General features: G+C 58.8%; 25 protein-coding genes. 8 read left to right on the top strand and 17 right to left on the bottom strand.

All coding sequences use genetic code 11. The features are described from left to right. Position 1: 1 nt before the first annotated feature. From ASD95_RS05130 to ASD95_RS05120, 3 genes are all read right to left on the bottom strand, one after another. On the bottom strand, positions 2 to 700 hold the full coding sequence (locus ASD95_RS05130; protein WP_056722966.1) for an ABC transporter permease: 699 nt from the start codon (positions 698 to 700) through the stop codon (positions 2 to 4). 13 nt (positions 701 to 713) lie between these two features. Beyond that, positions 714 to 1,403: an ABC transporter permease gene (locus tag ASD95_RS05125; protein WP_046040455.1), complete on the bottom strand. Its 690-nt coding sequence runs from the start codon at positions 1,401 to 1,403 to the stop codon at positions 714 to 716. A 105-nt stretch (positions 1,404 to 1,508) separates the two neighbouring features. Next, positions 1,509 to 2,285: an ABC transporter substrate-binding protein gene (locus tag ASD95_RS05120; RefSeq protein ID WP_056722964.1), complete on the bottom strand. Its 777-nt coding sequence runs from the start codon at positions 2,283 to 2,285 to the stop codon at positions 1,509 to 1,511. 441 nt (positions 2,286 to 2,726) lie between these two features. Between ASD95_RS05120 and ASD95_RS29325 the strand changes: the two genes are divergently transcribed. Then, positions 2,727 to 3,554, top strand: coding sequence for a hypothetical protein (locus ASD95_RS29325; RefSeq protein ID WP_056722958.1), 828 nt, complete (start codon positions 2,727 to 2,729; stop codon positions 3,552 to 3,554). Between the two features lie 116 nt (positions 3,555 to 3,670). Here ASD95_RS29325 and arsH read toward each other — a convergent pair whose 3' ends face one another. The 4 genes from arsH to ASD95_RS05095 are packed head-to-tail and all read right to left on the bottom strand — an operon-like array spanning position 3,671 to position 6,528. Further along, positions 3,671 to 4,363 (bottom strand): arsenical resistance protein ArsH, encoded by a 693-nt coding sequence (gene arsH / locus ASD95_RS05110; protein WP_056722956.1) that lies wholly within the window; start codon positions 4,361 to 4,363, stop codon positions 3,671 to 3,673. 11 nt (positions 4,364 to 4,374) lie between these two features. After that, complete coding sequence (locus ASD95_RS05105; RefSeq protein WP_056722955.1) at positions 4,375 to 4,845, bottom strand: arsenate reductase ArsC; 471 nt, start codon at positions 4,843 to 4,845, stop codon at positions 4,375 to 4,377. A 28-nt stretch (positions 4,846 to 4,873) separates the two neighbouring features. Further along, positions 4,874 to 6,157: an arsenic transporter gene (locus ASD95_RS05100; RefSeq protein WP_056722954.1), complete on the bottom strand. Its 1,284-nt coding sequence runs from the start codon at positions 6,155 to 6,157 to the stop codon at positions 4,874 to 4,876. A 23-nt stretch (positions 6,158 to 6,180) separates the two neighbouring features. Then, entirely contained in the window at positions 6,181 to 6,528 is a 348-nt protein-coding gene (locus ASD95_RS05095) for a metalloregulator ArsR/SmtB family transcription factor (protein ID WP_056722953.1), read from the bottom strand. 157 nt (positions 6,529 to 6,685) lie between these two features. Between ASD95_RS05095 and ASD95_RS05090 the strand changes: the two genes are divergently transcribed. Next, positions 6,686 to 7,189 (top strand): GNAT family N-acetyltransferase, encoded by a 504-nt coding sequence (locus ASD95_RS05090; protein ID WP_056722952.1) that lies wholly within the window; start codon positions 6,686 to 6,688, stop codon positions 7,187 to 7,189. Between the two features lie 42 nt (positions 7,190 to 7,231). Here the strand turns inward: ASD95_RS05090 and ASD95_RS05085 are convergent, their stop codons facing one another. The 7 genes from ASD95_RS05085 to ASD95_RS05055 form a co-directional block, all read right to left on the bottom strand. Then, positions 7,232 to 8,065: a DUF2950 domain-containing protein gene (locus ASD95_RS05085; protein ID WP_056722951.1), complete on the bottom strand. Its 834-nt coding sequence runs from the start codon at positions 8,063 to 8,065 to the stop codon at positions 7,232 to 7,234. An 80-nt stretch (positions 8,066 to 8,145) separates the two neighbouring features. Then, positions 8,146 to 9,675: a DUF3300 domain-containing protein gene (locus ASD95_RS05080; RefSeq protein WP_056722949.1), complete on the bottom strand. Its 1,530-nt coding sequence runs from the start codon at positions 9,673 to 9,675 to the stop codon at positions 8,146 to 8,148. Positions 9,676 to 9,831: 156 nt separating this feature from the next. After that, positions 9,832 to 11,109, bottom strand: a complete 1,278-nt coding sequence (locus tag ASD95_RS05075; RefSeq protein ID WP_056722948.1) for a tyrosine/phenylalanine carboxypeptidase domain-containing protein — start codon at positions 11,107 to 11,109, stop codon at positions 9,832 to 9,834. 87 nt (positions 11,110 to 11,196) lie between these two features. Beyond that, the gene (locus tag ASD95_RS05070) at positions 11,197 to 13,323 is read right to left on the bottom strand and encodes a TonB-dependent receptor family protein (RefSeq protein WP_056722946.1); all 2,127 of its coding nucleotides are present in this window, start codon (positions 13,321 to 13,323) and stop codon (positions 11,197 to 11,199) included. A 108-nt stretch (positions 13,324 to 13,431) separates the two neighbouring features. Continuing rightward, on the bottom strand, positions 13,432 to 14,172 hold the full coding sequence (locus ASD95_RS05065) for a Mut7-C RNAse domain-containing protein (RefSeq protein WP_056722940.1): 741 nt from the start codon (positions 14,170 to 14,172) through the stop codon (positions 13,432 to 13,434). 475 nt (positions 14,173 to 14,647) lie between these two features. Next, positions 14,648 to 15,388: an NAD-dependent epimerase/dehydratase family protein gene (locus tag ASD95_RS05060; protein ID WP_056722938.1), complete on the bottom strand. Its 741-nt coding sequence runs from the start codon at positions 15,386 to 15,388 to the stop codon at positions 14,648 to 14,650. Between the two features lie 172 nt (positions 15,389 to 15,560). Beyond that, positions 15,561 to 16,511 carry a LysR family transcriptional regulator gene (locus ASD95_RS05055; RefSeq protein ID WP_056722936.1) on the bottom strand — a complete coding sequence of 317 codons (951 nt, stop codon included), beginning with the start codon at positions 16,509 to 16,511 and terminating at the stop codon, positions 15,561 to 15,563. Positions 16,512 to 16,749: 238 nt separating this feature from the next. Here ASD95_RS05055 and ASD95_RS05050 point away from each other — a divergent pair, with 238 nt between their 5' ends. Further along, positions 16,750 to 17,175 (top strand): ester cyclase, encoded by a 426-nt coding sequence (locus tag ASD95_RS05050; protein ID WP_056722935.1) that lies wholly within the window; start codon positions 16,750 to 16,752, stop codon positions 17,173 to 17,175. A 233-nt stretch (positions 17,176 to 17,408) separates the two neighbouring features. On the opposite strand, the gene ASD95_RS05045 is transcribed toward ASD95_RS05050, so the two are convergent. Further along, on the bottom strand, positions 17,409 to 18,086 hold the full coding sequence (locus ASD95_RS05045) for a DUF3313 domain-containing protein (protein ID WP_056722933.1): 678 nt from the start codon (positions 18,084 to 18,086) through the stop codon (positions 17,409 to 17,411). Positions 18,087 to 18,418: 332 nt separating this feature from the next. Here ASD95_RS05045 and ASD95_RS05040 point away from each other — a divergent pair, with 332 nt between their 5' ends. Together ASD95_RS05040 and ASD95_RS05035 are read left to right on the top strand one after the other, a co-directional pair. Next, positions 18,419 to 19,393 (top strand): quinone oxidoreductase family protein, encoded by a 975-nt coding sequence (locus tag ASD95_RS05040; RefSeq protein WP_056722931.1) that lies wholly within the window; start codon positions 18,419 to 18,421, stop codon positions 19,391 to 19,393. Then, the gene (locus tag ASD95_RS05035; protein ID WP_056722929.1) at positions 19,390 to 20,316 is read left to right on the top strand and encodes a LysR family transcriptional regulator; all 927 of its coding nucleotides are present in this window, start codon (positions 19,390 to 19,392) and stop codon (positions 20,314 to 20,316) included. Before ASD95_RS05040 ends, ASD95_RS05035 begins: the two co-directional genes overlap by 4 nt. A 262-nt stretch (positions 20,317 to 20,578) precedes the next feature. On the opposite strand, the gene ASD95_RS29405 is transcribed toward ASD95_RS05035, so the two are convergent. Further along, positions 20,579 to 20,734, bottom strand: a complete 156-nt coding sequence (locus ASD95_RS29405) for a hypothetical protein (protein ID WP_177336460.1) — start codon at positions 20,732 to 20,734, stop codon at positions 20,579 to 20,581. A gap of 547 nt (positions 20,735 to 21,281) precedes the next feature. Then, positions 21,282 to 21,620, bottom strand: a complete 339-nt coding sequence (locus ASD95_RS05030) for a hypothetical protein (RefSeq protein WP_056723139.1) — start codon at positions 21,618 to 21,620, stop codon at positions 21,282 to 21,284. A 315-nt stretch (positions 21,621 to 21,935) separates the two neighbouring features. Between ASD95_RS05030 and ASD95_RS05025 the strand changes: the two genes are divergently transcribed. The 3 genes from ASD95_RS05025 to ASD95_RS05015 are packed head-to-tail and all read left to right on the top strand — an operon-like array spanning position 21,936 to position 25,919. Continuing rightward, entirely contained in the window at positions 21,936 to 23,414 is a 1,479-nt protein-coding gene (locus tag ASD95_RS05025; protein ID WP_056722927.1) for a c-type cytochrome, read from the top strand. A gap of 43 nt (positions 23,415 to 23,457) precedes the next feature. After that, the gene (gene ctaD / locus ASD95_RS05020; RefSeq protein ID WP_056722925.1) at positions 23,458 to 25,230 is read left to right on the top strand and encodes a cytochrome c oxidase subunit I; all 1,773 of its coding nucleotides are present in this window, start codon (positions 23,458 to 23,460) and stop codon (positions 25,228 to 25,230) included. After that, positions 25,227 to 25,919: a cytochrome c oxidase subunit 3 gene (locus tag ASD95_RS05015; RefSeq protein ID WP_056722919.1), complete on the top strand. Its 693-nt coding sequence runs from the start codon at positions 25,227 to 25,229 to the stop codon at positions 25,917 to 25,919. The genes ctaD and ASD95_RS05015 overlap by 4 nt, the downstream gene beginning before the upstream one ends. The last annotated feature ends 2 nt before the right edge of the window (positions 25,920 to 25,921 follow it).

Below are 25,921 nucleotides of genomic sequence, written 5' to 3'. Positions count from 1 at the left end.
CTTAGTGCTTGCGCGGTGCCAGGTACGCCAGCCAGCGGCGCTCGGCCAGCTTGAACAGGCGCACCAGGATGAAGGTCAGTGCGAGGTAGATGAGGCCGGCGGTGATGAACTCCTCGAACGGTAGATAGAAGCGTGAGCTGACCGTGCGCGCGGCCCCGGTGATATCGACGAGGGTGACGATGGAGGCCAGGCTGGTGGTTTGCAGCATCATCAGCACTTCGTTGCTGTATTGCGGCAATGCCCGGCGCAAGGCCGATGGCATGAGAATGCGGCGATACAGGGTCAGGCGTGACATGCCCATGGCCCTGGCGGCTTCGATCTCGCCAGGGTGGGTGGCTTTCAGACTGCCGGCCAGCAGCTCGGCGCTATAGGCGCTGGTGTTGATCGCGAAGGCCAGGCAGGCGCAAAAGGTGGCGCTGGACAGGTAAGGCCAGAGCACGCTTTGGCGCACCGCTTCGAACTGCGCCAGGCCGTAGTAGATCAGGAACAATTGCACGAGCATCGGCGTACCGCGAATCACGTAGGTATAGAGCCAGGCCGGGAAGTTGATCAGCGGCGATCGCGACACTCGCATCAGCGCCAGTGGCATCGCCAATACCAGACCCAGCGCCAGGGAAATGAGCAGGACTTTGAGGGTCAACAAGGCGCCATTGAAGTACAGCGGCAGGTTTTCCCAGATCAGGTTGTAGTCGAGAATCATGGGTGGCTCCCCCTCACAATTCGGCGGCTTTGATGCCGACCGAGTAGTGTTTTTCCAGATAGCGCAGCACCAGCAAGGACAGGCTGGTGAGCATCAGGTACAGCGCTGCCACCGCGAGGAAAAACGTAAATGGCTCGTGTGTGGCATCCGCTGCGTTCTTGGCTTTGAACATCATGTCCTGCAAGCCGATCACGGAGATCAGCGCAGTGGATTTGGTCAGCACCAGCCAATTGTTGGTGAACCCGGGGATGGCGAAGCGAATCATCTGCGGCACCAGGATTCGCCAGAACACCTGCGCACCGCCCATGCCATAGGCCACGCCAGCCTCGGCCTGACCCTTGGGGATCGCCATGAAGGCGCCACGAAAGGTTTCCGAGAGGTAGGCGCCAAAAATGAAGCCCATGGTGCAGACGCCGGCAATAAAGGGGTTGATGTCGATATAGCGGGTGTAACCGAGCGCCAGGGCAATGCGGTTCACCAGATCCTGGCCGCCGTAGAAGATCAGCAGGATCAGCACCAGGTCTGGAATGCCGCGAATCAGGGTGGTGTAGCTTTCCCCGAGCAGGGCCAGCCATTTGAGCGGTGACAAGCGAAAGGCCGCGCCGATCAGGCCCAGGGCAATCGCCATGGACATGGACGTCAGGGCCAGGTTTATGGTCAGCCAGGCGCCATCGAGAATGCTCGATCCGTAGCCGTGAAGCATGATGAAGTTCCTCAAGCGAGCGCCGCGAGGCGCGCAAGACAAGCCCCGACAGGTGCCTGCGCAGGGCCGGCGCCGGGGCTGGGGTCAGTGGGGCAGGGGTAAGGCCTACTCGCCGTAGATATCGAACGCGAAGTACCTGGTCATCACTTGCTGGTACTTGCCATTGGCGCGAATGGCGTCAATCGCGGCACTCAGGCGCGCAACGTTGGCACTGTCGCCCTTGCGCACGGCGATCCCGGCGCCCCGGCCAAAATACTTCGGGTCGTTGATGTCGGGCCCCGTGAGTGCGAAGCCCTGGCCGGCGGGTGTCTTGATGAAGCTCTCATCGGTGTTGACGATGTCGGCGAGGGTGGCGTCCAGACGACCCGAGGCGAGATCGAGGAAGGCTTCATTTTGTGAGCCGTAGCGCACCACGACGACGCCGGCTTTTTCCAGTTGCTCGGTGGCAAAGCGATCGTAAGTCGAGGAGCGTTGCACGCCGACTTTCTTGCCCTTGAGGTCGATCAGGGGGTCATTGATCACGTTGCCGGCCTTCATCGCGAACTTGCCCGGCGTGTGGTAGTACTTTTTGCTGAAGTCCACGGACTTCATCCGGTCTTCGGTGATCGACATCGACGACAGCACGGCATCGATCTTGCGCACTTTGAGCGACGGGATCATGCCGTCGAACTCCTGAATGACCCACTCGCACTTGACCTTCATTTCTTCGCACAAGGCGTTGCCGATGTCGTAGTCGAACCCGCTGACGTTGCCTTCGGGTGTCTTGAAGGAGAAGGGCGGGTAGGCGGCTTCGATACCGATACGCAGGCTGTCTTCGTCGGCATGTGCCAGGAAACTGAAGGCGCATAGCGCCAGAGCACCTAGAAGTTCTGTCTTGTTCATATTGTTGACTCCTGGAGGGCATTTGGGGGAACGGGTGCCCGCCATCCGGGTTGGCGCGGTGGATCAGTCCTGTGATCGGCGAGGCTATAAATGACACAATAAAATTCTATATGCAAGATATCTGAAAATAATCATATCAGTTTGCGGCATGGCGATGCTCCAATGAGTCGGGTTGAAGTGGTTGCTCAACCCATGCGTCAGTCCCTGAAGCTGTTTTTTTGAACTCGGGCTGAAAGTACTTATCCAAAAAAAATGTGGGAATGTTTCCCACGCAACGATGCCAGCTGGCTTTCAGGGATCGTGCGGATACCGCAGCAGCTCGATAATGCTGCAGATTGATGGCCGTGCCGGTTGGCCGGCTGCTCCAATGGGCGGCCGGGAACTCACTGGACATTGCGTTCGATACGGAGATGAGTACGCAACTCCATGCGGAGGTGCATCATGCTGCTCAAGAAATGTTTATTGGCTCTGGCCATCGGTGGAGTCCTGTCGGCATCGACTGTCCTGGTGCCCGACTACATCGGTAGTTTCTCCAGCGTGTATGCCAAGGATGGCGGCAGCGGTGGAGGCGGTGGAGGTCACGGTGGCGGTGGCGGTGGCGGCGCTGGAGGTGGTGGCCACGGCGGTGATGGAGGTGGTGACGGTGGAGGCGGTCACGGTGCTGGCGGTGATGGAGCCAAGGGTGGCGATCATGGCGCTGCCGGCCATGACGGTGACGGTCATGGAGGTCCGGGGCGCGGCGACGCTGACCATGGTGGTGTAGCCGGGAACAAAGGCCCGGGCAATGCCCATGACAACGACGCTGACGACGCTGATCACGATGCAGACAACGATGCCGCCGATGCAGCCCGGGACGCTGCCAAGGCTGATGCCAAGGCAGCCCGTGACGCGGCCAGAGCGACTGCGGATGCAGCCCGTGATGCGGCAAAAGCGACTGCGGATGCCGCCCGGGACGCCGCCAGGGCTGAAGCTGATGCAGCCCGGGATGCCGCAAAAGCTGCTGGCTTGGCGGACGAAGACGCAGACGCCGCCAGGGACGCTGCCCGTGCCGCTGCAGATGCAGCGAGGGACGCGGCCAAGGCCGACGCAGATGCCGCCAGGGATGCTGCCCGGGCTACCGCGGATGCCGCGAGGGACACCGCCAAAGCCGAGGCGAAGGCAGCCAGAGAGGCCGCCAAGGCCGTGGCGAAGGACGCCAGGGAAGATATGGCGGACGCCCCGGATGCCCCGGACGAGCCGGATTTCGACGCGGTCGAGGTAGAGAACTAAGCCTGCACGTTCGGCAATGAACACCGCAGGCATAGCAGTAAAGAGTCGCAAGCCCTGAAACGTCGTGGGGTTTGCGACTTTTTTCGGTTATCGGACCTGGGGGAACATTTCTACAGTCAGATCGACCGCTGATTCACGCGCTGAGTCAGTTCCTCTGCGGACTCTTTGCGTTCCGAGTAGCGGTCTACCAGATCGGGGCGATCCCGTAGCAGCAGGGTAAATTTCACCAGTTCCTCCATGACGTCCACCACCCTGTCGTACAACGACGAGGGTTTCATGCGATTGGCGTCGTCAAACTCCAGAAAAGCCTTTGGCACGGAAGATTGATTGGGGATGGTGAACATGCGCATCCAGCGGCCCAGCACACGAAGCTGATTCACCACATTGAAGGACTGGGAACCGCCGCAGACCTGCATGACCGCGAGGGTTTTCCCCTGGGTCGGGCGAACGGCGCCCAACGCCAACGGCACCCAGTCGATTTGCGCCTTGAACACTGCAGACATGGAGCCGTGGCGCTCTGGCGAACACCAGACCTGGCCTTCGGACCATTGCATCAGTTCGAGCAGTTCCTGGACTTTCGGGTGATCGGAGGGCGCGTCGTCCGGAAGCGGCAGGCCTGATGGGTTGAAGATCCGAGTCTCGGCGCCGAAGTGTTCGAGCAACCGGGCCGCTTCCTCGACCAGCAGGCGACTGAACGACCGTGCACGAGTCGAGCCGTACAGCAGCAGGATGCGTGGCTTGTGCTGGTCGTCGCGTCCGGCGATGGGCTGGGTCAGTGACGTGTCGAGATTGGGCAGGGGATGGGTCATGGGGGCTCCGGTCAAAGCGTGCCGATGCGGTCGAGTTCCCGCTTCAGCGCATCGCGGTCAAGTTGTGCAAAAGGCAGGTCGAGCAATGCCCGGCAACGCGTTTCGATGTGCGCCAGGGTTGAGTGGAACGCCGCCGATACCGTCGCTTCATCGCCCTTGATGTCCGATGGGTCTTCCAGGCCCCAATGAGCTTTCAGCGCCGGCCCGAAGTACACGGGGCACGCCTCACCGGCGGCCTTGTCGCAGACCGTGATGACGATGTCCGGCGGGTTGGCTTCGAACGCCTCATTGCCTTTGCTGCTCAAACCGTCGATGGCGATGCCGGCCTCTTGCAACGTGCTCAGGCTGCGGGGCAACACCTGGCCCTTGGGGAAGCTGCCGGCACTGACCGCCTCAAAACCTTCGGGGGCGAGATGGTTGAACATGGCTTCGGACAGGATGCTGCGACAGCTATTGGCGGTACACATAAACAGAACGCGCATGGTGATTCCTCTTTGCAGTCGCACAGGGCTAGACGCTCAGGCGCAGGGCCAGGGCAGACAAGGTGATGAACAGGATCGGCAGGGTCAGGACCACGCCGACCTTGAAGTAGTAACCCCAGGTAATGCGGATGCCCTTGCGCTCCAGGACATGCAGCCAGAGCAGGGTGGCCAGGCTGCCGATAGGGGTGATCTTGGGGCCCAGGTCGGAACCGATGACATTGGCGTAGATCATGGCCTCGCGCACCACACCGGTGGCGTCGCTGGCCTGGATCGACAGGGCACCCACCAGCACCGTGGGCATGTTGTTCATGCCCGATGACAGCAAGGCCGTGAGCAGGCCAGTGCCGAGCGCGGCGCCCCAGATACCGAATTCGGCCAAGTAGTTCAGGGCCATGGTCATGTAGGTGGTCAGTCCGGCGTTTTTCAGCCCGTACACTACCAGGTACATGCCCAGTGAAAAGATCACGACCTGCCAGGGCGCTTCACGCAGTACCCGTCGCGTTGAAATCACATGCCCACGCGCCGCCACGGCGAACAGCATCGCGGCACAGACCGCTGAGATGGCGCTGATGGGAATGCCCAAGGGTTCCAGGGCAAACAGCCCGATCAGCAGCAGCGCCAGGACAAGCCAGCCGACGCGGAAGGTCAGGGGATCACGCACGGCGCGTCGCGGATCCATCACGTCATCGAGCGCGTAATGCCTGGGAATGTCACGCCGGAAAAACCAGTACAGCACCACGAGCGTGGTCGCCACGGCAACGAAGTTGACCGGCACCATGATGGCGGCGTATTCGCTGAAGCCCAGGTTGAAGTAGTCGGCCGAAACGATGTTGACGAGGTTGGACACCACCAGGGGCAAGCTCGCCGTGTCGGCAATGAAACCGGCCGCCATGACGAACGCCAGGGTAGAGGCTGGCGAAAAGCGCAGTGCGAGCAGTATTGAAACGACGATTGGGGTCAGGATCAGGGCGGCACCGTCGTTGGCAAACAGGGCGGATACGCCGGCCCCCAGCAGTATCGTGAAGACGAACAGGCGCCGCCCGTCACCCTTGGCCCAGCGCGCCACATGCAGTGCCGCCCACTGGAAAAACCCGGCCTCATCGAGCAGCAGACTGATGATGATGAGCGAGATGAAGGTCGCGGTGGCGTTCCAGACAATGCCCCACACCAGTGGGATATCGCCCAGCGTCACGACGCCTGCCAGCAGGGCCAGGACGGCCCCCAGGGAGGCGCTCCAGCCGACGCCCAGGCCCTTGGGTTGCCAGATGACTAACACCATGGTGAGCAGGAAAATGGTAAACGCAGTAAACATGCACAGTCTCGATGAATGAAGGGTTAGCAGCAGGCGGAAGTGTTGAGCGGACGGTCGCCCATCGCGGCAAGGCGAGTACTGTCGTTCGCAAGCCAGTCGGCGTTTGCCAGCAAGGTTGTCTCGAGAACGTCGCGAACCCACGCGGGCAGTTCGGGGTTCAGTCGGTAATACACCCACTGTCCCTGGCGGCGGTCGAGAAGCAGGCCGCAGCCGCGAAGCTGGGCAAGATGGCGGGAAATCTTGGGCTGGCTGTCGTCCAGGGCGCAGACCAGCTCACACACGCATAACTCGCCTTCACGGGTGATGAGCAAGGTGGCCCGGGCGCGGGTTTCGTCGGACAGGCATTTGAATACGGCGGCAGGATTGAGCATTGGCGTGGCTCGATACATATGGTTATTCGAATATACGATTCTCCATATGTTTTGTGCAAGCCGCTCTGACTGAGAAGGTAAGGCTCGGTCCGGCCAGGATGTTCAGGTATGGGATAGACTCGAGCCAATTCGGCACAAGACAAAGGAGAGGTGGTGAATGGAATCGTTTAGCGTACGCGAGCTGAAAATGACTGACGCTCAAGCGTTGCTGGCTTTCGAAATCCACAACCGTGAATGGTTCGAATCCCATATCGATGCGCGCGATCCTGCTTTTTACTCGTTGCAGGGTGTCGCCGATCATATCGAAAGCTATTTGTCCGATTTTGCCATCGGCGCCTGGCACCCCTTTGTCATCGAGGATTGCAGTCAGAGAATCGTCGGTCGAGCCAATCTGAAAAGCATCGATTCATCGACGGGTTCTGCGCAGGTGGGCTATCGGATTGATCAGCGCGCATGCGGCCAGGGGCTGGCAACACTGGCGTTGAGACACCTGATCCAGGAGGCACGGATGCGCTGGGGACTGGTGCAACTGGTTGCGTATGCTTTCAGGGAGAATGCCGGTTCCAGAAAAGTTCTGGATCGGTGCGGATTCAAGCTTGAGCAACCCTCCTGTAACGACAACACCGGGGGCGAAGACCGATTCGTCCTGTCGATCAGATAACTGCCTTGAGCCGTTCTGAAGGCTTGCAGCAGGTCGCGCCTGCTACTCCTGGTCCTCAGCCACCTCTTTCCAGCTGTCATCCGGATCAAAGCGCTTCATCGCCAGAGCCAGTTTTTCACTCTCGGGCCCCAGGTCTTTCTCGAACACCTGGCCTTCATGACTGATCATGAAACTCATCACGCCGGTGTCGTTGTACTTCACCGGCCAGGCGATCAGCGCAAAGCCCCGGCTCATCTTGTCACCGATGAGGTAACTGTAGGCGCCGCCAGGTGCCGAAGGACCCTGGCCATTAAGGATGCGGAAGCGGTAGCCGTGCCACTCTTCATCGGCAATGGCTTTGCCGAACGATGGCCCCAACGGGCTGATCTGGTCGCTGTCGTCTTCGGCCCAATAGAGTCCGTCGTGCTGGCCGGGGGTGCTGAAGATTTTCTGCGCATACTCGAGTGCGCCGTCATGGTCCCGATCCACTGACGCATAGTCCATCTGGGCATCGTGATAGGCCAGCACCGATTGCACCGCGGCAAGTTCATTGCGGCCGATTTGACGTGCACGGATCTCGGCACTGCCGGCCTTCATGTCGAAGCGCCAACCGTCCGCGGCTTTGGTCATGGGGATGGGCAGTGTCCAGTTGTTGCTGCCAACCGCCAGGATGGCCTTGCGGTCGCTGGTGTTTTCAATGTGGTGTTGCTCGCGGTATTGCTGCAAAAATGCATCCACATCTTCGCGCTGCACGCCTTCGCGGGGGATGTAGCTGTGCCAGTCGCTGCCTAGCAGCTCGGTCAGGCGTACCTGGTCGGAGTGCTCCGTGCCCAGTGCCTCGACGAAGGCTTCGGCGGCCTTTTCCGGGGTTGGAAAGGCCTGCTGTGCCGTCGCCATGCACGACCACAACAAGCCGGCGGCTATAACCAGGACATGAGGGAGCAAGCCCGTGAGTCCCTTCAATCGAGGATGGTTTTTCAACGGCGGCCCCCCCTTTGACGCGCTGGTGGATTGGACGGCCGGCTGACCTGGTGACCGGCTGATCGCGAGGCACTGGGGCGTTGGGCGGATGCCTGGCTGGCCCGGCCTCGATTGGCCTGGACGTTGGCCTGGGACGGTGACCGTGCGCCGGCGAACGCATTGTTGCGGGCACTGCCGGCACTGGCGGCGGGCCGTTTGTTCGTCGCTTGCCGCGTCTGCGCGGAGCCTTCCCGGCGCTGATTCAACTGGGAACTCTGGTTCCTGGCCTGCTGGGTCTCTCTCCTGGGCTGCTGGTTCTCCCGGGTGTTTCTGGTCGTGCCCTGGCTTCTGTCCGCTGCCTTGGGCCTGTCTGCACCGGCCTGCCGTCGATCGCCGCCCGCAGTTGCGGACTGGAGTTTGCGCGTTTGATCACGGGCTTCGCGGTTGCTGGTGGCAGGTCGTTCGATACCGTGCTTGTCCATTGAGGTGCGGGCATTTTCACGGGCCTGGGCGCGTTGGGCATTGTCTCCGCGATAGGCTTCCCGCTGATTGGCACCATTGAGTTGGCGACCGTACTGTGCGCGGCTCGCATTGTCCCGATAGGGCACGCCATTGCGATGCACCGGGTTGTGCTGCCATTTGTTGTTGTTGATCCGGTTGTTGGCATTGATGTTGTTGTAGCGATTGACGTCGATGTCGACGTCGTTATTGCCCCAGTCACATTCACCCCACAAGGATCCAACGATCGCCACACCGGCGCCAAACGCGAGTCCGGCCATCAGCGCCTGACCGGGGTAATAGGCCGGTGGCGGTGGATAGTACGCGGGCGGCGATGCCGGGTAGGCCCAGGTGCCGTAGGTGGTTGTCGGGTTATAGGTGGGGACGTACACCACCTGCGGATCGGCAGGCTGAATGATGATGGTGGAGTTGCTGGCCGGGGCCGCTTCAGGGGCCGGTGCCGCGTTCGTGGTCGCCGGTGCCGACGGCGCGACATTCTGGATCGTCACGTTCTGATACTGGTTGCTCTGCAGATTGCCGGCGGCCTGTGCCTGGCGACGCAAGCGTTGGGCGCTTTCCATGAGATCGTCGGGCTGCGCCAGGAAGGCATCACCCAGGCGCTGGACCCAGACGGGGTCCTGCCCCAGCATTACCAGAACCTGCGGGAAGGCGACCAGCGCCTGCACGCTCGGATCCCAGGGCTGGTTTGCCACCTGTCTGACCGCATCGTCACCCTTGGCGTCGGGGTGCGCCTTGGACCAACTGACCGCCTCGCCGACTTCCCCGGGGTAGGTGGAGGCCATCAGCACCTGTGCAAACAGTGGGTCCGGGTAAAGCGCAATGGGCGCCAGCATCTGATCCAGCTGTTCCTGGGTAAACACCGGATCCTTGGCCACCGGGGCGGCGGGCGCTGCCGTGGTCGCGCTTGCCGGAGCGGGGGCAGCGGCGGCTGTCGGTGTGGCGGCGGTCCCATTCGTATCCAGTGCCAGGCAGGACGATCCGCTCAAGAACAGTACAGCCGACAACGCGTAAAGTAATGGATTGTGCATTGCACCCCCCATGGGGTCAGGCAGGCTTGAAGTGGGTGGACCAATCCCTGGCAGGTGAAGCCGACTTTGCAAGCCACAGAGCCTGGCCTCGACACCGCTTCCTAATGGTAGCAGTTGATTTGGAGAGTCAAGGCTGCCTGTAAAATTGCGCGTCGATCACTGGGCGCTGGCATCGCTTTCGTGTTCTTCGGCGAATGCCATGAACACATCCAGGTCCAGCACATCCAGCTTGATCTGGGCGATGAACGCCGAGAAGGCCAGGTTGGCGGCCAGCAGGCGTAGGTCGGTGGCCCAGGCAGGAAGATAGACCGGCCCCTTGAGCCAGCCGGAATCGAACAGGGGCGCCAGGCGAACGGTGTCACCCAGGCTGAGGCGCCCGGCAAACAGATGCCCCACCAGTTCCGGCCGGTTATCGCGAATTGCGATACGCAACAGGGTGTGGACACCGAGCAAGCCGGTCAGGTAAGCGGCATCCTTGGTGAACGCCGAACCACCCCGCAGGTCGGTGCCGCGCAATACCCTTTGGGTCGAGCGGAAGGATTCCTCTTCTGTCTGCCCGGCCGCCAGAAAACCTTCGAACACCTGGATGAAGTCGGCACCCTCCAGTGCCTGCTGGACGGCGAGCACGCGCAGGGCCAGGCGACGCAGGCGGTTGATGTCCATGCTGCCGGTGAACAGTTCGGCCAGGGTGGCAATGCCTTCCTGGGTCTGGGTGGTGCGGGGCGCTCCCAGGCCCAGGCTTGTGAGGTTGGGCTGGCGCGCGCCGTTCTGTGCCGTGGCGACATGCACGAAGGCTTCGTGTTGCAACAGCTGATGCTTGTCCAGTTCCGAGAACAGCGCGCTGGCCCGCAGGCGGATGCGGCTCGATCCGGCGATGGCCTTGGCGGCCAGGTTCGGATCGAGCACGACCGTGATCTGTCCGGCGCCGAAGAAGCGGTCAAGCTCCGGTTGAATCCAGGCGGCGAACGCCTTGGCCGGGATCTCGGCCGGGCAGGGTGGAATCCGCGCACCGCCCAGCAGGGCGTCGGTGGTCTTGAGGAAGAACCGGGCCGCATCGAGCATGCTCAGTTGCAAGCGCGTGTAATAGAAATCCGGGCGCCGGTACAGCGCTGACGAATATTGGGTAAAGGCAGGAGTGCCAATGGCCCCCAGCATGTGTCCGGCCGTGGCATAGCTACGGGCAGTCATGGCCAGGAAATTCCCGGCCGGATGCCCCACATCGCAATGGCTGATAAAGGTTTCCAGGGCGGCGATGTCGGCGCTGTGGTCGCGGGGCTGCAACTCGACCTTGGGTAGCTCGGCCCGCCCGCCGCGCCATTTCGTCAGGAAGTCTTCCTCGACGCCGTCCGGCCAGGACAGGGCATCCAGCACGCGGATCTTGCGGGTCAGGCCGGGCAGGGCGGCATCGAGTTCGGACAGGGCGGCGGCGCTCATGGATAGCTCCTTGAGAGACGAAGTGGCGTTACAAAAGCTTAGTCGTCGCGTGCGGTTGCGTACGTTTGCGAAGACAGGCAAGCGGCCTCAGAGCAGGCTCCACGACACCCCGAGGTACATCGCCATGCCTTCCCCCGGGGTGGAGCGTGCCGCGTCCAGCCCTTTGTCGTCGTAGCCCGGCGTGACCGTGGCGGCATAGTGCTTGTCGGTCAGGTTGCGCAGGTCCAGCCAGGTCTGCCAGTCACCCTTGGGTGCGTTGTAGCCCAGCGTCGCGCCGAATAGGGCGTAGGGATCGGCGTAGTAGCTGTTGGCGTAGTCGACCGCCACTTTGGACACCCATTGCGTGTTGACCGTGGCGAAAAAGCCTTGTGGCCAGTCGTAGCGCAGTTCGCCCTGGTAATAGTGCATCGGCAGGCCCGGCAGGCGGTTGTCGCCGAAGCGTTCATCGTCGCGGTAATGGAAGTCACTGAAGGTATAGCTCTGGCGCAGGCTCAACTGGCCGCCATCGTCGGGCGACCAGAGGGGGCTCAGCAGGCTGGCTTCCACACCCTGGTGCACGGTGGGGCTGGCGTTGAGTTCGTAGGGCGTGGTGGCGTTGGCGTCCGGCAGCACCGAAAGAAGTTCGTGGCGCACCTGGGCGTAGTACCAGGCCAGGCTCCATTGCCCCAGCGTGCTGTCCCCGCGACCGCCGATTTCCAGGGTGGTGGCGGTCTGGTTTTGCAGCGTGACCGGTTGGCGCTGGGCGCCCGTGGCGACGCCGCTGCCTGCGGGGAATCGGATGTTCGAGCTATAGATCAGCGACCACGGGTGCGGTGCCTCGACCGAGCGGCTGAGATTGCCGAACAGTTGCAGGTCCGGTGTCAGTTGGTAGCGCAGGCCCACGCGTGGGGCGTAGTCCCAGTCGTGCAGGCTGGTCTTGCCACCTTCCGGCGGGTAGGTGACATCGCTTTCACGGCGGGTGTAGATCGCGGCGAGGCCGGTGGTCAGCCACAGGTCGTCGGCGATCTCCAGGTCATTGCCGGCATGCAGGACCGTGTCCGAGCCCTGGTAGGTGAAGTTGCGAATCAGTGTGCCTGGTGCATAACCGGCGGTATTGCCGGTGGGGATGCGCACGAACTCGCTGGCACCGGCGTTGGGCAGGTGTTTGGTCATTCGCAGGTCCAGGGTGCTTTGGCTTTCCAGCCCCCAGAGCGTGTCGCGACGCTTGTAGTCGAACGTGCCGCTGACATCGGTGTATGCCACCTTCAGGCGGTTGGGGCCCTCGCGCAAGTCCATGGGGTAGTCGTGGTAGACAAGGCCGGTCTGGATACTCGAATCGTCATCGATGTACCAAGTGGTCTTGTTGCCGATAAAGGTGCTGCCCGGCTCGTCGCGGCGGTCATCCCGCGCCACGTAGGCCGGGTTGGCCGCCCGTGGGTCGTGTTCGATGGAGTGCTTGGTCACCCGTCCCGCGAGGTCGTTGTCGGTCTGGCGGTGGCGCAGGTAGAAGCGCGTTTGCAGGTTGGGGTTGAAGCGGTAACCGAAGTTGGCGATGACCCCCTGGCTCTCGCTGGCCGTGTGGTCCTGGTAGCCGTCGGCGTTGGCGTCGGTCATGGCCACGTAGTAATCGAAGTCACCCAGCACCTGTCCGGAGCTGACCTGACGCTGCTGATAGCCGTGACTGCCCGTTGCGTAGCGTACCTGCAACTTCGGCGCGTCGTAGCCGGTATGGCTGACATAATCGATGGCCCCGCCCAGGGCCAGGGCGCCCCGGTCGAACCCGTTGGCGCCGCGCAGCACTTCCACATGGTCGAGCCACAGCGGTTCCAGCAATTCATAGGGCGTGCCGCCGGGACCGGTCAGCGGCAGACCGTCGAGCAGGGTGTACAGCCCCGAGGCGTGGGCGCCCGGGGCACGGTTGATGCCCGACCCGCGGATCGAGATCTTCACCCCTTCGTTACCCGCCGACTGGGCATAGATCCCCGGCTGGTAAGCCAGCACATCCTGGTTGCTGGCCACGCGGCCCTGCAACGGACGGCGCATGTCGACCACGTTAGTGCCTCCGGGCACCTGGGCCAGCCGGGCCCTGGCGTCCTCGATTCCCTGGTCTTCATCGCTCTGGTCCTCGGCGCCAATCAGCACTTGTCCCAGCTCCAGGCCCTGCGCCTCGGTCATGGCCGGACAAACAAGGGCCAGGCCCAGCAGCGCAGCGGGCAAGGAATGAGGCGAGGGCATTGGGAAAACTCCAGACGTACGGGAACGGGCAATGAACAGTGCGACGCAAGAAGGTACGAAGGGAGCACATGGCAATTTTGTTATTTTTTTTCCGCCAAGGGCTGGCGGCTATCGGTTCAGCAGCGGTGCCAGCAATGCACACATACCGCGCCAGTGCGAACCCTCCCAGTAAACCCGCTGGCAGGCGTCGCAGCGCAGGAAGTGCGAATAGAGGGCGCCGATGCGTGGCGGCACCTGCGTCCGGGCCAGTTCCAGGCTGATCTCGTGCAGCGGCAGGTTGCAATGAAGGCACAGGCTGAATGGCCGCGCACTACGCGCCAGGTCGAGGCGCTCGTACAATTCGCGCAACTGCAGCGAGGGTTTCAGGGCATGCACATAACAGCCGTGGCTGATGATTCGCCGCTTGAGCAGTTCGCGGTCGCGGGTCAGCACGATGCGTCCTTGCTGCGCAGCGATCTCGGCGATCTCGCCATCCTCGAAGCCATTGTCGTAGAGGGTGTCGAAGCCGCTCATGCGCAGCAGGCTGGCCAGCCCGCCAAGGTGCGCATCCGCGACGAAACGCAGCACCCTTAAAGGTTGCGCACGAATTTTCAGCAGGGGGCTGATGTCCAGCGCTTCGAACTTGGGATACACCGCCAGCCGGTCACTGTCGAGGATCACCCGCTCCAGGCCCACCGACTCGCCGTTGAGCAGCACCAGTTCGACCTCGGTGTGCGGCACCCCGAGCGCCTCGATCATGTGCTTGACCGTCGCCCCTTGCGCGCACTGGCAGGTGAAGGGTTGCCGCCGCCGTTCGGCCGGCAGGAAATCGTTGAGCTCATCAAAGAAGCGGAAAGTTGCACTGGTCATGTTGAACAGTATGGCAGGGCTGCGGGGTGAGCGAGGTTGGTCGGGACATCTTCTGAATCGCCCCTGGTTTTGTCTACGTTGAATGACCGTTTGCCGGATGGCCGCATTCGTCCCATGGCGCTCACGTCAGGGTGTCTAGGGACCCTGGACGTAAAACAGGTGGGCCAATAGTTATGGTACGTCAAGATCAGCACGTATTTTGCGAAAAGTCAGGTAGCGGGCGTCTTCCGCAGCGAAAATCTCTGGGCCAGCTCCCATGTATGCGCGCATTAGCTCATCTGCTGCGCGGTCATCTTGACCATCATCGAGCAAAACCTGTCCAGGACGCAGGTGCAAAAAAGAATTTCCAATCCCGCCAGGGCTATCTGAATCGCACTTGATTTTGTAGCTTGATGGCCCGGGAGACTCCCTGTCGCAGAGTGGTCACTTTCGACCCGAAACGGACAGTCGAAGAGACAGCTGATAATGAAGTAGTTCAGTCAGGTTGAGCGTGTCCTTCCAGAATCTCAAATCCATCATCAAGGGGGGCGTATCCCACAACTTTTCTGGTCTTCTCGATAGAAAGTCGCTTATATCTGTTATCTGAGACCCCGTGGATAACATGAAATCCGCTCAGCTCGGCCTCGACGCAATTTTTAAGTAGTGCAACAACATCCCTGACACTAATAAAAGCAGCTACATCCCTGTGACTGTGGTTTTCCCCTTGGTGAAATATAGCTACGTTTGCAATACGGACTGCGATTGTTGTCATTTGACCATCGTTTGCATACATCGAAGCCAGAGCTTCCCCGAACGCTTTGCTGACCCCGTATAGATTGCCTGGCTTAGGTGCCATACATTCATGTATCTGAACATCCTCTGGATAACCTTCGATAGCCTGAGCGCTGCTCGCAAATATAAAGCGCTCGCAGCCTTGAGCCTTTGCGGCGAATAGCATGTTGTAGGTGCCCACAATATTCACAGGGAGCAGGGAGGTCATGAAATCGGCGTCTGGGCGAGGGTCAGCAGCTAGATGAATCACTGTATGTATGCCTTCGCAAGCTTCAAGGCAACTGGCTTGAACGCTGATGTCGAGAGCGAAACGTTGTGCCGATTGCGGAAGTGTTGATACATCTATGTCGGCTAAACGCAAATCCGATTTATCGTAATACGCTTTCCAAAAAGCGCTGCCGATTCGGCCCGCAGCACCTGTGATTAAAATTTTTCGCGCGTTCATTTTCAGCATGTCCTTATGGTAAACGTCACTGTAGCTTCCCAGCGTCGTGGTCGGTTGACAACTTCCAATGAGAGTAACAAGTGTCAATACGTCCGCTTCTGGCCGATTGCTGCCTGTTCTCAAGGCTGCCCGTCAATTCGATGGGCTATTGCAACGATTAGAACTCCTTCTCTCACGGAAGGTATCCGCCCATTTTTTGGGTGTTGTGCATAATCTCTCTTAGTGAGTCCAATAAAGCGGAAGCGGCAGGTGACAATGTAGCGTCTGCTAGTCGGGAAACACCAATTTGTTCCAGAATTAGAGGTTCAAAAGCCGGGAGGCGGATTAGTTCCTTACTGTGTGCTGGGTCAGAAATAACTGATTGTGGTAATATCCCAAGAAAATCGGTCTGTTTTAATAACCAAAGTATATTAAAGAATGATGCGGTTTCTATCGTTGCATGTGGTGGATTGATGTCATTTCGATGAAAGATATTATCGAACTGCTTCCGTAAAGTAGTTTCTATTGGGGGCAGTATCCATGCTTCGCGCGCGAGCTCTTCCAGTTTAACCTCTGTTTGCTGGGCAAGAGGGTGGTCACGGCGCGCAACGATGACGGCGTTTTCGCTAATAAGTGCCTCCTGAGCGACAACGACGCTTGAGCTGACATCGGAAAGTCTCCCAATCAAGAAGTCCAATTCGCCCGAGATGAGCCGAGGTATTAGTTCTCCGCTTACACCATCGATGATTTTGATGCGGATGCTTGGTCGGCTTGCCCAGAGTCGTGCGATGGCTGCTGGCACAAGATAACTTGACCCTGTTAACACGCTTCCTATAGCAACACGCCCGGCATGCCCTTTTCCAAGCGCGTCGATTGCTTGGGATACATGATCCAGTTGGGCAAGGATCATCCGGCTGCGCTGTACAAAGTCCCGACCAAGCTCCGTAGGCGTAACCCCCCTACGATTTCGGGTGTAGAGCTGAGCCCCTACAGCCTCTTCCAGATCCTGTAGTAGCTTGCTCGCTGTAGGCTGTGAGAGGTTCAGCGAGCGTGCGGCGTGCAAAACACTGCCATATTCAAACAACGCAATCGCCAGGCGGAAATGCCTGACTGTTGCCCATTTTTCCAACCGTTCCAGACTCATGTGGTATTCCAATATTCGATATCAGGTCTAATATATTCTAGATTTACGAATACCATAACCCCTCCTAGAATGTACCTGGCGCGCTGGGTCGTTCCAGTTAATCACTCGTGAAGTGTGCAAAAGGTCTTATTCGAATTGATGTAACGCTTCTGGTATACGGCTCCTTTTGAGCGGGGCGGCCTTTTATAAAGCTTTGGGATGTATTGCTTGTTATCAATCTGAGAGGAGTAAGTGTCGTATGGGTGTCAAAAATCTAGATTCGGTGAAGAACTACTTTAAATACTGCGTGGATGGTAAGGATGTTGAGCGGGTTTCCGAGTATTTCGATGTCAATGTGGTTGTGCATCGACCGGACTGCGATGCTCCGATAGGTGGTTTGGAAAACTTTAAGCGAGCCTTGAGCGAAAATGTTCTCGAACGATATAAAACAATTGAAACTACGTTCAGCAAGGAAGTTGTCACGGATGACGTTGTTGTAGTCGCGTTGACGCACTGTGCTACTGGCTCGAATACATGGCACGGCTTTAACGTAGAAGGCAAGAGCTTGACTTGGACCGCTCTGACGTATTTTCGGTTTAACAAAGAGGGGAAAGTGATCGAGGAGATCGTTGAGCGGAACGAACTGTTTATGGCAAAGCAACTCGGAATCATCAGTTACGAGTAACTTAGTTAAATTCCAAGGGGGAATAAGTCCACCGTGGTGAAATTATACTCCCCACGGTGGTCAGGGGCCGCTGTTGGCCGATTGTTGCCTGTCATCAACGTCAACTGCCGGCCCAAAGCAGCCAGTGTGTCGTCGTGTTCGCGGGCAAGTCGGATCGCCGCCTCAACATATACAGGGGCGCGCATCGGCTGGCAGGGCGCAAGGGGAGAAAGAAGCTGAAAGTTTATTAGCGGTCAGCTGTGGATGAACGTCCAGAGATCGGTATTCAGTTTTTCGATAGCGTCTTTAAAGTCCTTGGTGGTGATTTTCTGACTTTCGTTCTCTAACGGGTTGCCGAATACCTTACGCACCACTTTGGCCATTGTTTGATTGGTTCTTGCGTCAATGAACTCGGCTTCAATGAATAGGTTAGTGTCTTGATCCCGGTGACCGGTAGCTGCCTGTGTCGCTCCGACAACGGCCGCAATCGGCATCACTTCATACCACTTCATGCCTTCGTTCGAGGCGCTGACGCCAGTGATTGCCGCACGAAGAATCAGGGGGCGTGACCTGGCTGGTGCGGCGGCGGCGTTAGACACCCTCTGGTATTTCTGGCCCAGTACGATTTTGGCCTTCCTGGACATGAAGTCCTGCAAGTCGGCCAGCGTTTGTTGATTGACCTGTTCGTTGGGTTTGGGCGAGGGATAAAACTCCAGCGTTCTGAACGCGATGGTGTCATACGCATTCGGGTTCCACGACGGGCTCACCCAGCGCATTGCCTTCTCACCCGTGGCGGTGGTCACTTCTTGCAGGTTGTTGTAGTTGGACAGGAAGCCCGAATATTGCTCGCGTTCAGTGACTTGGGAGGTGCAACCGCTGAGTAGCAGGTATGTCAGTGCGACGCCAACAAACAGTTTACGGTCCAGGGACATGGTGGGTTCACTCCACGATTTAGTCGTGCTCAGTCAACTGAAAAATAGAAACGCCAAGTCATGTTTCCCTTCATGGCATGAATGAAGCGTTGTCGAACCGACCGGAGAATTGATTACCGTTGTGAACTGGATCTGCTGCGCCGACATGTCGCAGAGCCAGACCCAGCCCGACTGACGTTGATGTCCCCAGAGCATAGTCCGCTATCGGCGATTACATTGCTGCAATCAGTGCATTAATGTCCTGCAATTTCCCAGTCTTGTTCATCAGCAGATCAGTTCTCACACTGAGACCACTCATTTGATTACGGCTTCTGACTGATGGAGAAATGACCATGGTATCTGCGATCCGGTTTAACCAGTTCGGCAACCCTGAAGTACTGAACCTGGAGGCACTGAGCGAACAATCACCAGGCCAGGGCGAGGTATGGCTTGAGCAAGAGGCTGTGGGTGTCAACTTTCTCGACGTTACCCAGCGCAAGGGAGCGGTGCCCATTCCCTTGCCGTCCGGGCTTGGGCTGGAAGGCGCGGGGCGTGTTGCCGCTGTGGGTGCGGGTGTCAGCAACGTACGAACAGGGGATCGCGTGGCTTATGCCACCGGTCCGATCGGCTCCTACGCTTCGGCCCGGCTTTATCCGGCGGAGCGGCTGGTCAAAATTCCGGATTCGCTGTCATTTGAAGATGCCGCAGCCGTCATGTTCAAGGGCATCACTGCGCAGTACCTGTTGAAAGCCACCTATCCCGTAGGGCCCGGCACCACCATTGTGCTCTACGGTGTGGCGGGAGGGCTGGGGGAAATCATGGTGCCGTGGGCCAAGCACTTGGGTGCCACCGTGATTGGCGTGGTTTCAAAGCAGGCCAGTGTCGAGAAAGCCCTGGCGTCGGGGTGCAATGAAGTCCTGGTGTTCGATGCTGCCAGCCTGGCCTCCCAGGTCGCTCGAATCACCGACGGTAAAATGGTCGACGTCGTCTATGACCCGATAGGGCGTGTTTCTTTCCAGGCATCCCTGGATAGCTTGCGACCACGGGGGCTGATGGTGTCGTTTGGCGCTTCATCAGGTGCGCCGTCAGCCGTGGAGTTGTCGACACTCAATGCCAAAGGCTCGCTGTTCCTCACACGTCCTTCGTTGGCAGCCCATACCGCGAGTGCCTCCGAGTACCAGGAACGAGCGCAGGATGTGTTGGCGGCCATCGGTGCGGGTATTATCAAACCTTCGGTCCGGGCAAGCTACTCTCTGGCGGACGCAGCATTGGCGCATGCCGACCTGGAGTCGGGGCGTTCATCGGGGGCGATCATTCTAAAACCATGAATCTTGATGTTCTGAACAATCAGCACAGTGATGAAATCGCTGCGTTTCTGGCCGTGGCCTCGCAAGGCTCATTTGTCGGGGCTGGCCGGCTATTGCAGCGACACCCAACCGTCGTCTCGAAACGCCTCGCCGCAATGGAAAAGCGCCTTGGCGTTCGGCTCGTGGAGCGCTCCACCCGCCAGGTTCGAATTACTGAAACAGGTGCCAGGCTGGAGCAGCGCCTTCGCTCGGCCATCGAATTGATGAATGAAGCGCAGCAGCAGGCGTCCGAGGGCGCCAGCGAAATCCGCGGTACTTTGCGCCTTGCATTGCCGGCAGCCATGGGCAGGCGTTGGCTTGGCCCGATGCTGCCGGAGTTTCTCGAGGCTCATCCGCATGTCTCGATCCTCGCAGACTACAGCGAGCGTCTGGTCGACATCATCGATGAAGGTTTTGATGCGGCGATCCGAATCGGAGAGTTGGAAGACAGCCGGTTGATCGCCAGGAAACTGAGTGACCATCGCCGGATACTCTGTGCCTCGCCTGCTTACATCAGGCAACACGGCATGCCCGAAACGCCACAGGACCTGATCCGGCACAACTGCCTTCGCTTCAGCGGCCTGGCGTCTTTTCCCCAGTGGAGACTCCATCGCGGCAATGAGCTGCAGACGGTTTCTCCCAAAGGAAACCTGACGGCCAATGACAGCGAGTCATTACTGGCAGCGGCCCGCGCCGATGCCGGAATATTGGGGGCAGGTGACTGGTTGATGAGGCGCGATATTGCTGCCGGGAGGCTGTTGCAGGTCCTTCCGGACTGGCAATTGGATACCGCCGGTGGGGTCTATCTGGTCAGGCCATCGGCCAGGTTTCCGGGCGCGGTGGTTGTCGCGTTCAAACAATGGATCGAGTCAAAGTTTTCCCCTGCGCCCCCATGGGCCATTTGACCGCTTGACCTTCGGTTTCCACCTGGCCGACGCATGGCTGCCGGCCATGTGTGTTTATAAAATCAGGTGGTGACTCATTTTTTCCATTGGGTCAAAACCAATACAAGGTAGCTGCGGACCACAACCAGCCGAAGCAGAGGGTGATGGCAAAGTAGATCGCCACCATCATCAGAGGCTGATTCCACATGACACACCTCCCATAGTCGCTTCATTTACATGGGTGCCTGGTAAAACGGGCGCTCGTCGTAGGAGCAATAACTTGTCAAAACACTCCAAGGGTGAACTCCATCGCCAGTACAACGGACAACGCCAGCGTCATCACCAACGCAATAAACATCAGGCCTAACTCAGCGAGCTGCTTATAAAGGGCCATTGGTCGCTTGGTGATTCGAGCGATTGATCTATTAGTGGAAGCCATCACCCGTCCTCACGTTTGCGTGGAATACGCACCACAGGCTGGACCTGGGCAACAAGGCGATGGAACTGCATGGTGGTGTCGCTCGATTCATTTTTTCACCCCTCGCGTCATGCCTGATCCGGCGAGCCCCGCCGCCTCCGTGATGTCCGGGACGACAGCTGTTGCGGGTATCAGGGGTGGTGCAACTAATGAGCCATTTCAATAGGGCGAAGAAAAAACTCAAATGAATTAACAGGCTGATTGCGAGGTCTTCAAGCGAGAGAACGGGGAAGGGGGGAATATCCCTCAATTTTGGTGGCAAACACCTGGTCGGGTGGGTGTAGTACCCCATTTATGGAGAGAATCGCGGCCCTGTTTCACCGATCGCTTTTGCCAGGGGCTACTTGCCCCTGCGGCGAGGTGGATTTAACGGGACGGGAAGGGCCGCTTCTGTCTGGGGTTTCAACCGGTCGAAGCAACACACTGAATTGTGTTTAAAAGACCCGTGAGTTTTCGGTACCGCACATTATCCCGCGGAGAAACTCCGATACCGGGAATCACGTAACCGCTACTCAAGCAGTTGATCAATCAACACTGCGTTGGTGTAGATCAGGCTGCCGTCACTCGCTCGGTGTCCAACCAGATGGAACTGTCCGCGTTCGTGTTGCAGATAGACACGCATCTGGCAGTCGGACAAGGGGGCATATCCCTCGGGCATGATCAACTCCATCGAGTCCATATCGACATCGACCATGGCTTCACGCTCGTGGGTCTTCTGCAAGCGCTCTTCGGCCTCCTCAAGACGGAGGTGGAGAGGTCCGTCGACGTAGAAATGGACTTCCCCCATCGGGGTGGACTTTTGGGCGTTGCCGGTTTTGCACCAGCCTTCGATCGTCAGCGCACTCATGACGAAACCTCCCATTTGGATTGCTGGACTCTGTAGCTATCGTCCCTGCTCAATGCCATCACTCATGTTTGATGACTACTCAATGGCAGGGTTCGATTTTTGGCGCCGCTTCTGGCCAATCTCTGCTGTTCGTCATCAGAAATTCAGTATAGCCGGTCGCCGGGCCTCGCCTGCCAACCTCACGGTACATCCGATGGGCTCTATACTTCTTACTGACTTTGCCGCCCGGACGGGTGGCATTTGCCTGCCCTGCTTGGAAGTCAGCGGCGATGCTTTTGCATACCCAATGAACAACAGGAATAGGATGAAGAGGAAATGGTAATAGCAATTGTCCTGATACTAATCGTTATTGCATCAGTGCTATTCCACATACTTGCGCCTTGGCATGCGACACCGGCAGCTTCCAACTGGGGGTCCATAGACACCACCCTGTTCATCACGCTGATCATCAGCGGCATATTTTTCATTGCCATCACGGTATTCATGGCGGTCGCGGTGATGCGGTATCGGCACAAGGAGGGTGCCAGGGCGGCCTACCAGCCAGAAAATAAAAAGCTGGAACTGTGGTTGATTATCATCACTTCAGTAGGTATCGCCGGGATGTTGGCCCCAGGCCTGGTTGTCTACAACGATTTCATCCGGGTGCCGAAAGAGGCTTACGACCTTGAAGTGGTCGCCCAGCAGTGGCAGTGGGCCTTTCGTTTTCCCGGCCAGGACGGGAAGTTGGGTAAGTCGGATATCAAGTTTGTCGACTCCGCCAATCCCCTCGGCGTTGATCCCAAGGATCCTGCGGGGCAGGACGATGTGCTGGTCATGAATAATGAAGTTCGCCTTCCGCTCGATCGGCCGGTGAAAGTCTTGTTGCGGGCTAAAGATGTCCTGCACGATTTCTATGTACCGCAAATTCGCAGCAAGATGGATATGGTGCCGGGAATGGTGTCGTACTTTTGGTTTACGCCAACTAAAACCGGAAAGTACGAAGTCCTTTGCGCTGAATTCTGTGGCGTAGGTCATTACAACATGCGCGGCCATATGATCGTGGAAGAGCAGGGCGTCTTCGATCAATGGCTCAAAGGCCAACCGACGTTTGCGCAGACATTGACGGCAACTGCCAAACCCGGTCGAGACAGCGTGCTGGAAAAAGGCCGGCAGTTGGTCGAGCAACTCGGCTGCAAGGCCTGCCATAGCCAGGATGGCGGTGCCAGTCTCGGCCCGGGATGGAAGGGGCTGTACGGCCGCACGGAACAGCTTGCCGATGGCACCAGTGTGCAGGTCGACGAGGCCTACCTGAAAGAGTCGATTCTCGATCCGAAGGCCCGACTGGTACAGGGCTACCCGCCGGTCATGGTGGCCTATACTCTCAAGGACGATGAACTGGGTGCCGTCATCGCCCTGATCAAATCACTGGGTGCTGCGGGGCAAGACGGTGAACCTTCGACCGGCGAAGCGTCGAGCCCGGGTGAAGACCTGGTGGCGCAGGGGCAGCGGCTGGCCGGGTCGCTCGGCTGTCTGGCCTGCCATAGTGTCGATGGCAACAAGGGCGTCGGCCCCGGCTGGCAGGGCCTGTATGGCAAGACGGAAACCCTTGCCGACGATACGAGCGTAAAGGTCGATGAGGACTATCTCAAGGATTCGGTTCTTCATCCCAATGCCAAAATCGTCAAGGGCTATGCCGCCGTCATGCCAACCTTGGCTGCGAGTGACGAGGAGCTCAATGCACTGATCGCTTTCATCAAATCCAAAGCGAATGCTGACGCTGATGCGAACAACGCGCAGCCAGGGAAGTCGCCGTAAAGCAGCCAGCAATACACTGAAACTTCGGCAGGAGGATGACGTGATGGCCTATGCGGAGCAAGCCGAAACAGAAGCACTGCACGAGCCCAAAAGTTTCCTGACCAAATACATCTGGAGTCAGGACCACAAGGTCATAGCCATTCAATATTCGTTGACGGCCATCTTCGTGGGTCTTATCGCTCTGGTGTTGTCCGGCTTGATGCGCATGCAGATAGGCTTCCCCGGCAGTTTGGCGTTCATGGACGCCAGTACTTACTATCAGGCGATGACCATGCACGGCATGATCATGGTCATTTACTTGCTCACGGCCTTGTTTCTGGGGGGCTTCGGCAACTATCTGATCCCGCTGATGGTGGGCGCCCGCGACATGGTCTTCCCCTACGTCAACATGCTCAGCTACTGGTTTTACCTGGTGGCGGTAGTTGTGTTGCTCAGCAGTTTTTTTGTCCCCGGCGGCCCCACAGGTTCCGGCTGGACGCTTTATCCGCCTCAGTCCATTACCCAGGGGACACCGGGGGTCGAGTGGGGCATTGTCCTGATGCTCGTCTCACTGGCGATTTTCATTGTCGCGGCCACCATGGGCGGCTTGAACTACGTCACCACGGTGTTGCAGGCGCGCACGCACGGCATGACCCTGTTTCGCATGCCGCTCTCGGTATGGGGCATCTTCATGGCCTCGATCATGGCCTTGCTGGCCTTCCCGGCGTTATTTGTCAGTGCGGTCATGATGCTGTTTGACAAGCTGTTGGGCACCAGCTTCTTCATGCCGGCGATGATCTCGCTGGGGCAGCAGCTCGATCACCAGGGTGGCAGCCCGATATTGTTCCAGCACCTGTTCTGGTTCTTCGGCCACCCGGAGGTCTACATCGTTGCTCTCCCGGCGTTTGGCCTGGTCTCCGACTTGATCAGTACCCATGCGCGTAAAAATATCTTCGGCTACCGAATGATGGTGTGGGCCATTATTGCGATTGGCGTACTCAGCTTTGTGGTCTGGGCACACCACATGTACGTCAGCGGAATGAACCCGTACTTTGGTTTTTTCTTCGCCGTCACCACCTTGATCATCGCGGTGCCGACCGCGCTGAAAGTCTATAACTGGGTACTGACCCTGTGGCGCGGCGACATCCATTTGACCGTGCCGATGCTGTTTGCCCTGGCCTTTATCGTCACCTTCCTGGTCGGCGGCCTGACCGGGTTGTTTCTCGGCAATGTGATCGTGGACATCCCGCTCTCGGACACCTATTTCGTCGTGGCCCATTTTCATATGGTCATGGGCGTTGCACCGGTACTGGTGGTGTTCGGCGGCATTTATCACTGGTTCCCGAAAGTCACCGGGCGCATGTGGAACGACACCCTGGGCAAGCTGCATTTCTGGATTACTTTTCTGGGTACCTACGCCATCTTTTTCCCCATGCACTACCTGGGATTCCAGGGCATGCCACGTCGCTACTACGCCTATGAAAACTACGCGTTCATCCCGCAGTCCGCGCAAGACTTGAATGCCTTCATTACGGTGGTCGCGTTGACTGTCGGCGTTTCCCAGTTGCTGTTCCTGTTCAACATGGCCTGGAGTGCATTCAAGGGCAAGCCGGCAGGCAGTAATCCCTGGGGTTCGGCCAGCCTGGAATGGCAAACGCCGGACACCCCGCCGAAACACGGTAACTGGGGAGAAAAATTGCCGGTCGTGCATCGCTGGGCCTATGACTACAGCGTGCCGGGGATAGAGCAGGATTTCGTGCCGCAAACGGTCTCCGCCGAGGAGTTGGAGCACATGCGGCAGTTCAGTGCCGGAACCAGGGCGGACATCAAGACATGAACAGGCTGCTATTGAGAAACGCCGGCGGCGCTGATCCCGGCGGCAGTTGGAGCCGCGACCCTGAGGGTAATCAGGCCGCCGAGGATGCCGTTAGACGGCAAACCGCAAGGGTAGGCCTGCGCTTGTTTCTGGTGGTGGTGAGTTCGTTATTCTTCCTTTTCCTGATCGCCTTTGTCGCCCGTTCTCAAATGGTCGACTGGCTACCCCTGACAGAGCCTTTGGCGCCGTTAGGCAATCTCCGGCCGCTCTGGCTGAATTCGGCTTTTCTGGTAATCAGTTGCATCGCACTGCAGTGCTCGCGCATGGCCGCCCGCAAGGCTCGGCTGGGCGCAACGGTCATTGGTTTTGCGTTGGGGGGTGTCTTTGCCATTGCCTTTCTGGCGGGGCAATTCTGGGTCTGGCAGCAATTTGTCGCCTGGGGCTACTTTGTCGCCAGCAATCCAGCCAACAGTTTCTTCTACCTGTTGACGGGCCTGCATGGGCTCCACCTGCTGGGCGGGCTGATCGCCTGGTGCTGGATCGTCGCCAGATTCTTGCGTCATGTGCCACTGGCGCAACTTGGCGCCAGCGTAGAGCTCTGTGCCATTTATTGGCATTACTTGCTGGGCCTTTGGTTCGTGCTATTCGCGCTGCTGGCCAGCACGCCGCAAACCTATGAAGCCATCGCCAGATTCTGCGGCCTGAGGTGAAC

Origin of the sequence: Pseudomonas sp. Root71, assembly GCF_001429045.1 — a bacterium.
GTDB classification, from domain to species: domain Bacteria; phylum Pseudomonadota; class Gammaproteobacteria; order Pseudomonadales; family Pseudomonadaceae; genus Aquipseudomonas; species Aquipseudomonas monachiensis.
Note: the sequence above shows the minus strand (reverse complement) of the source record. Positions and strands in the feature narration are given on the sequence as shown.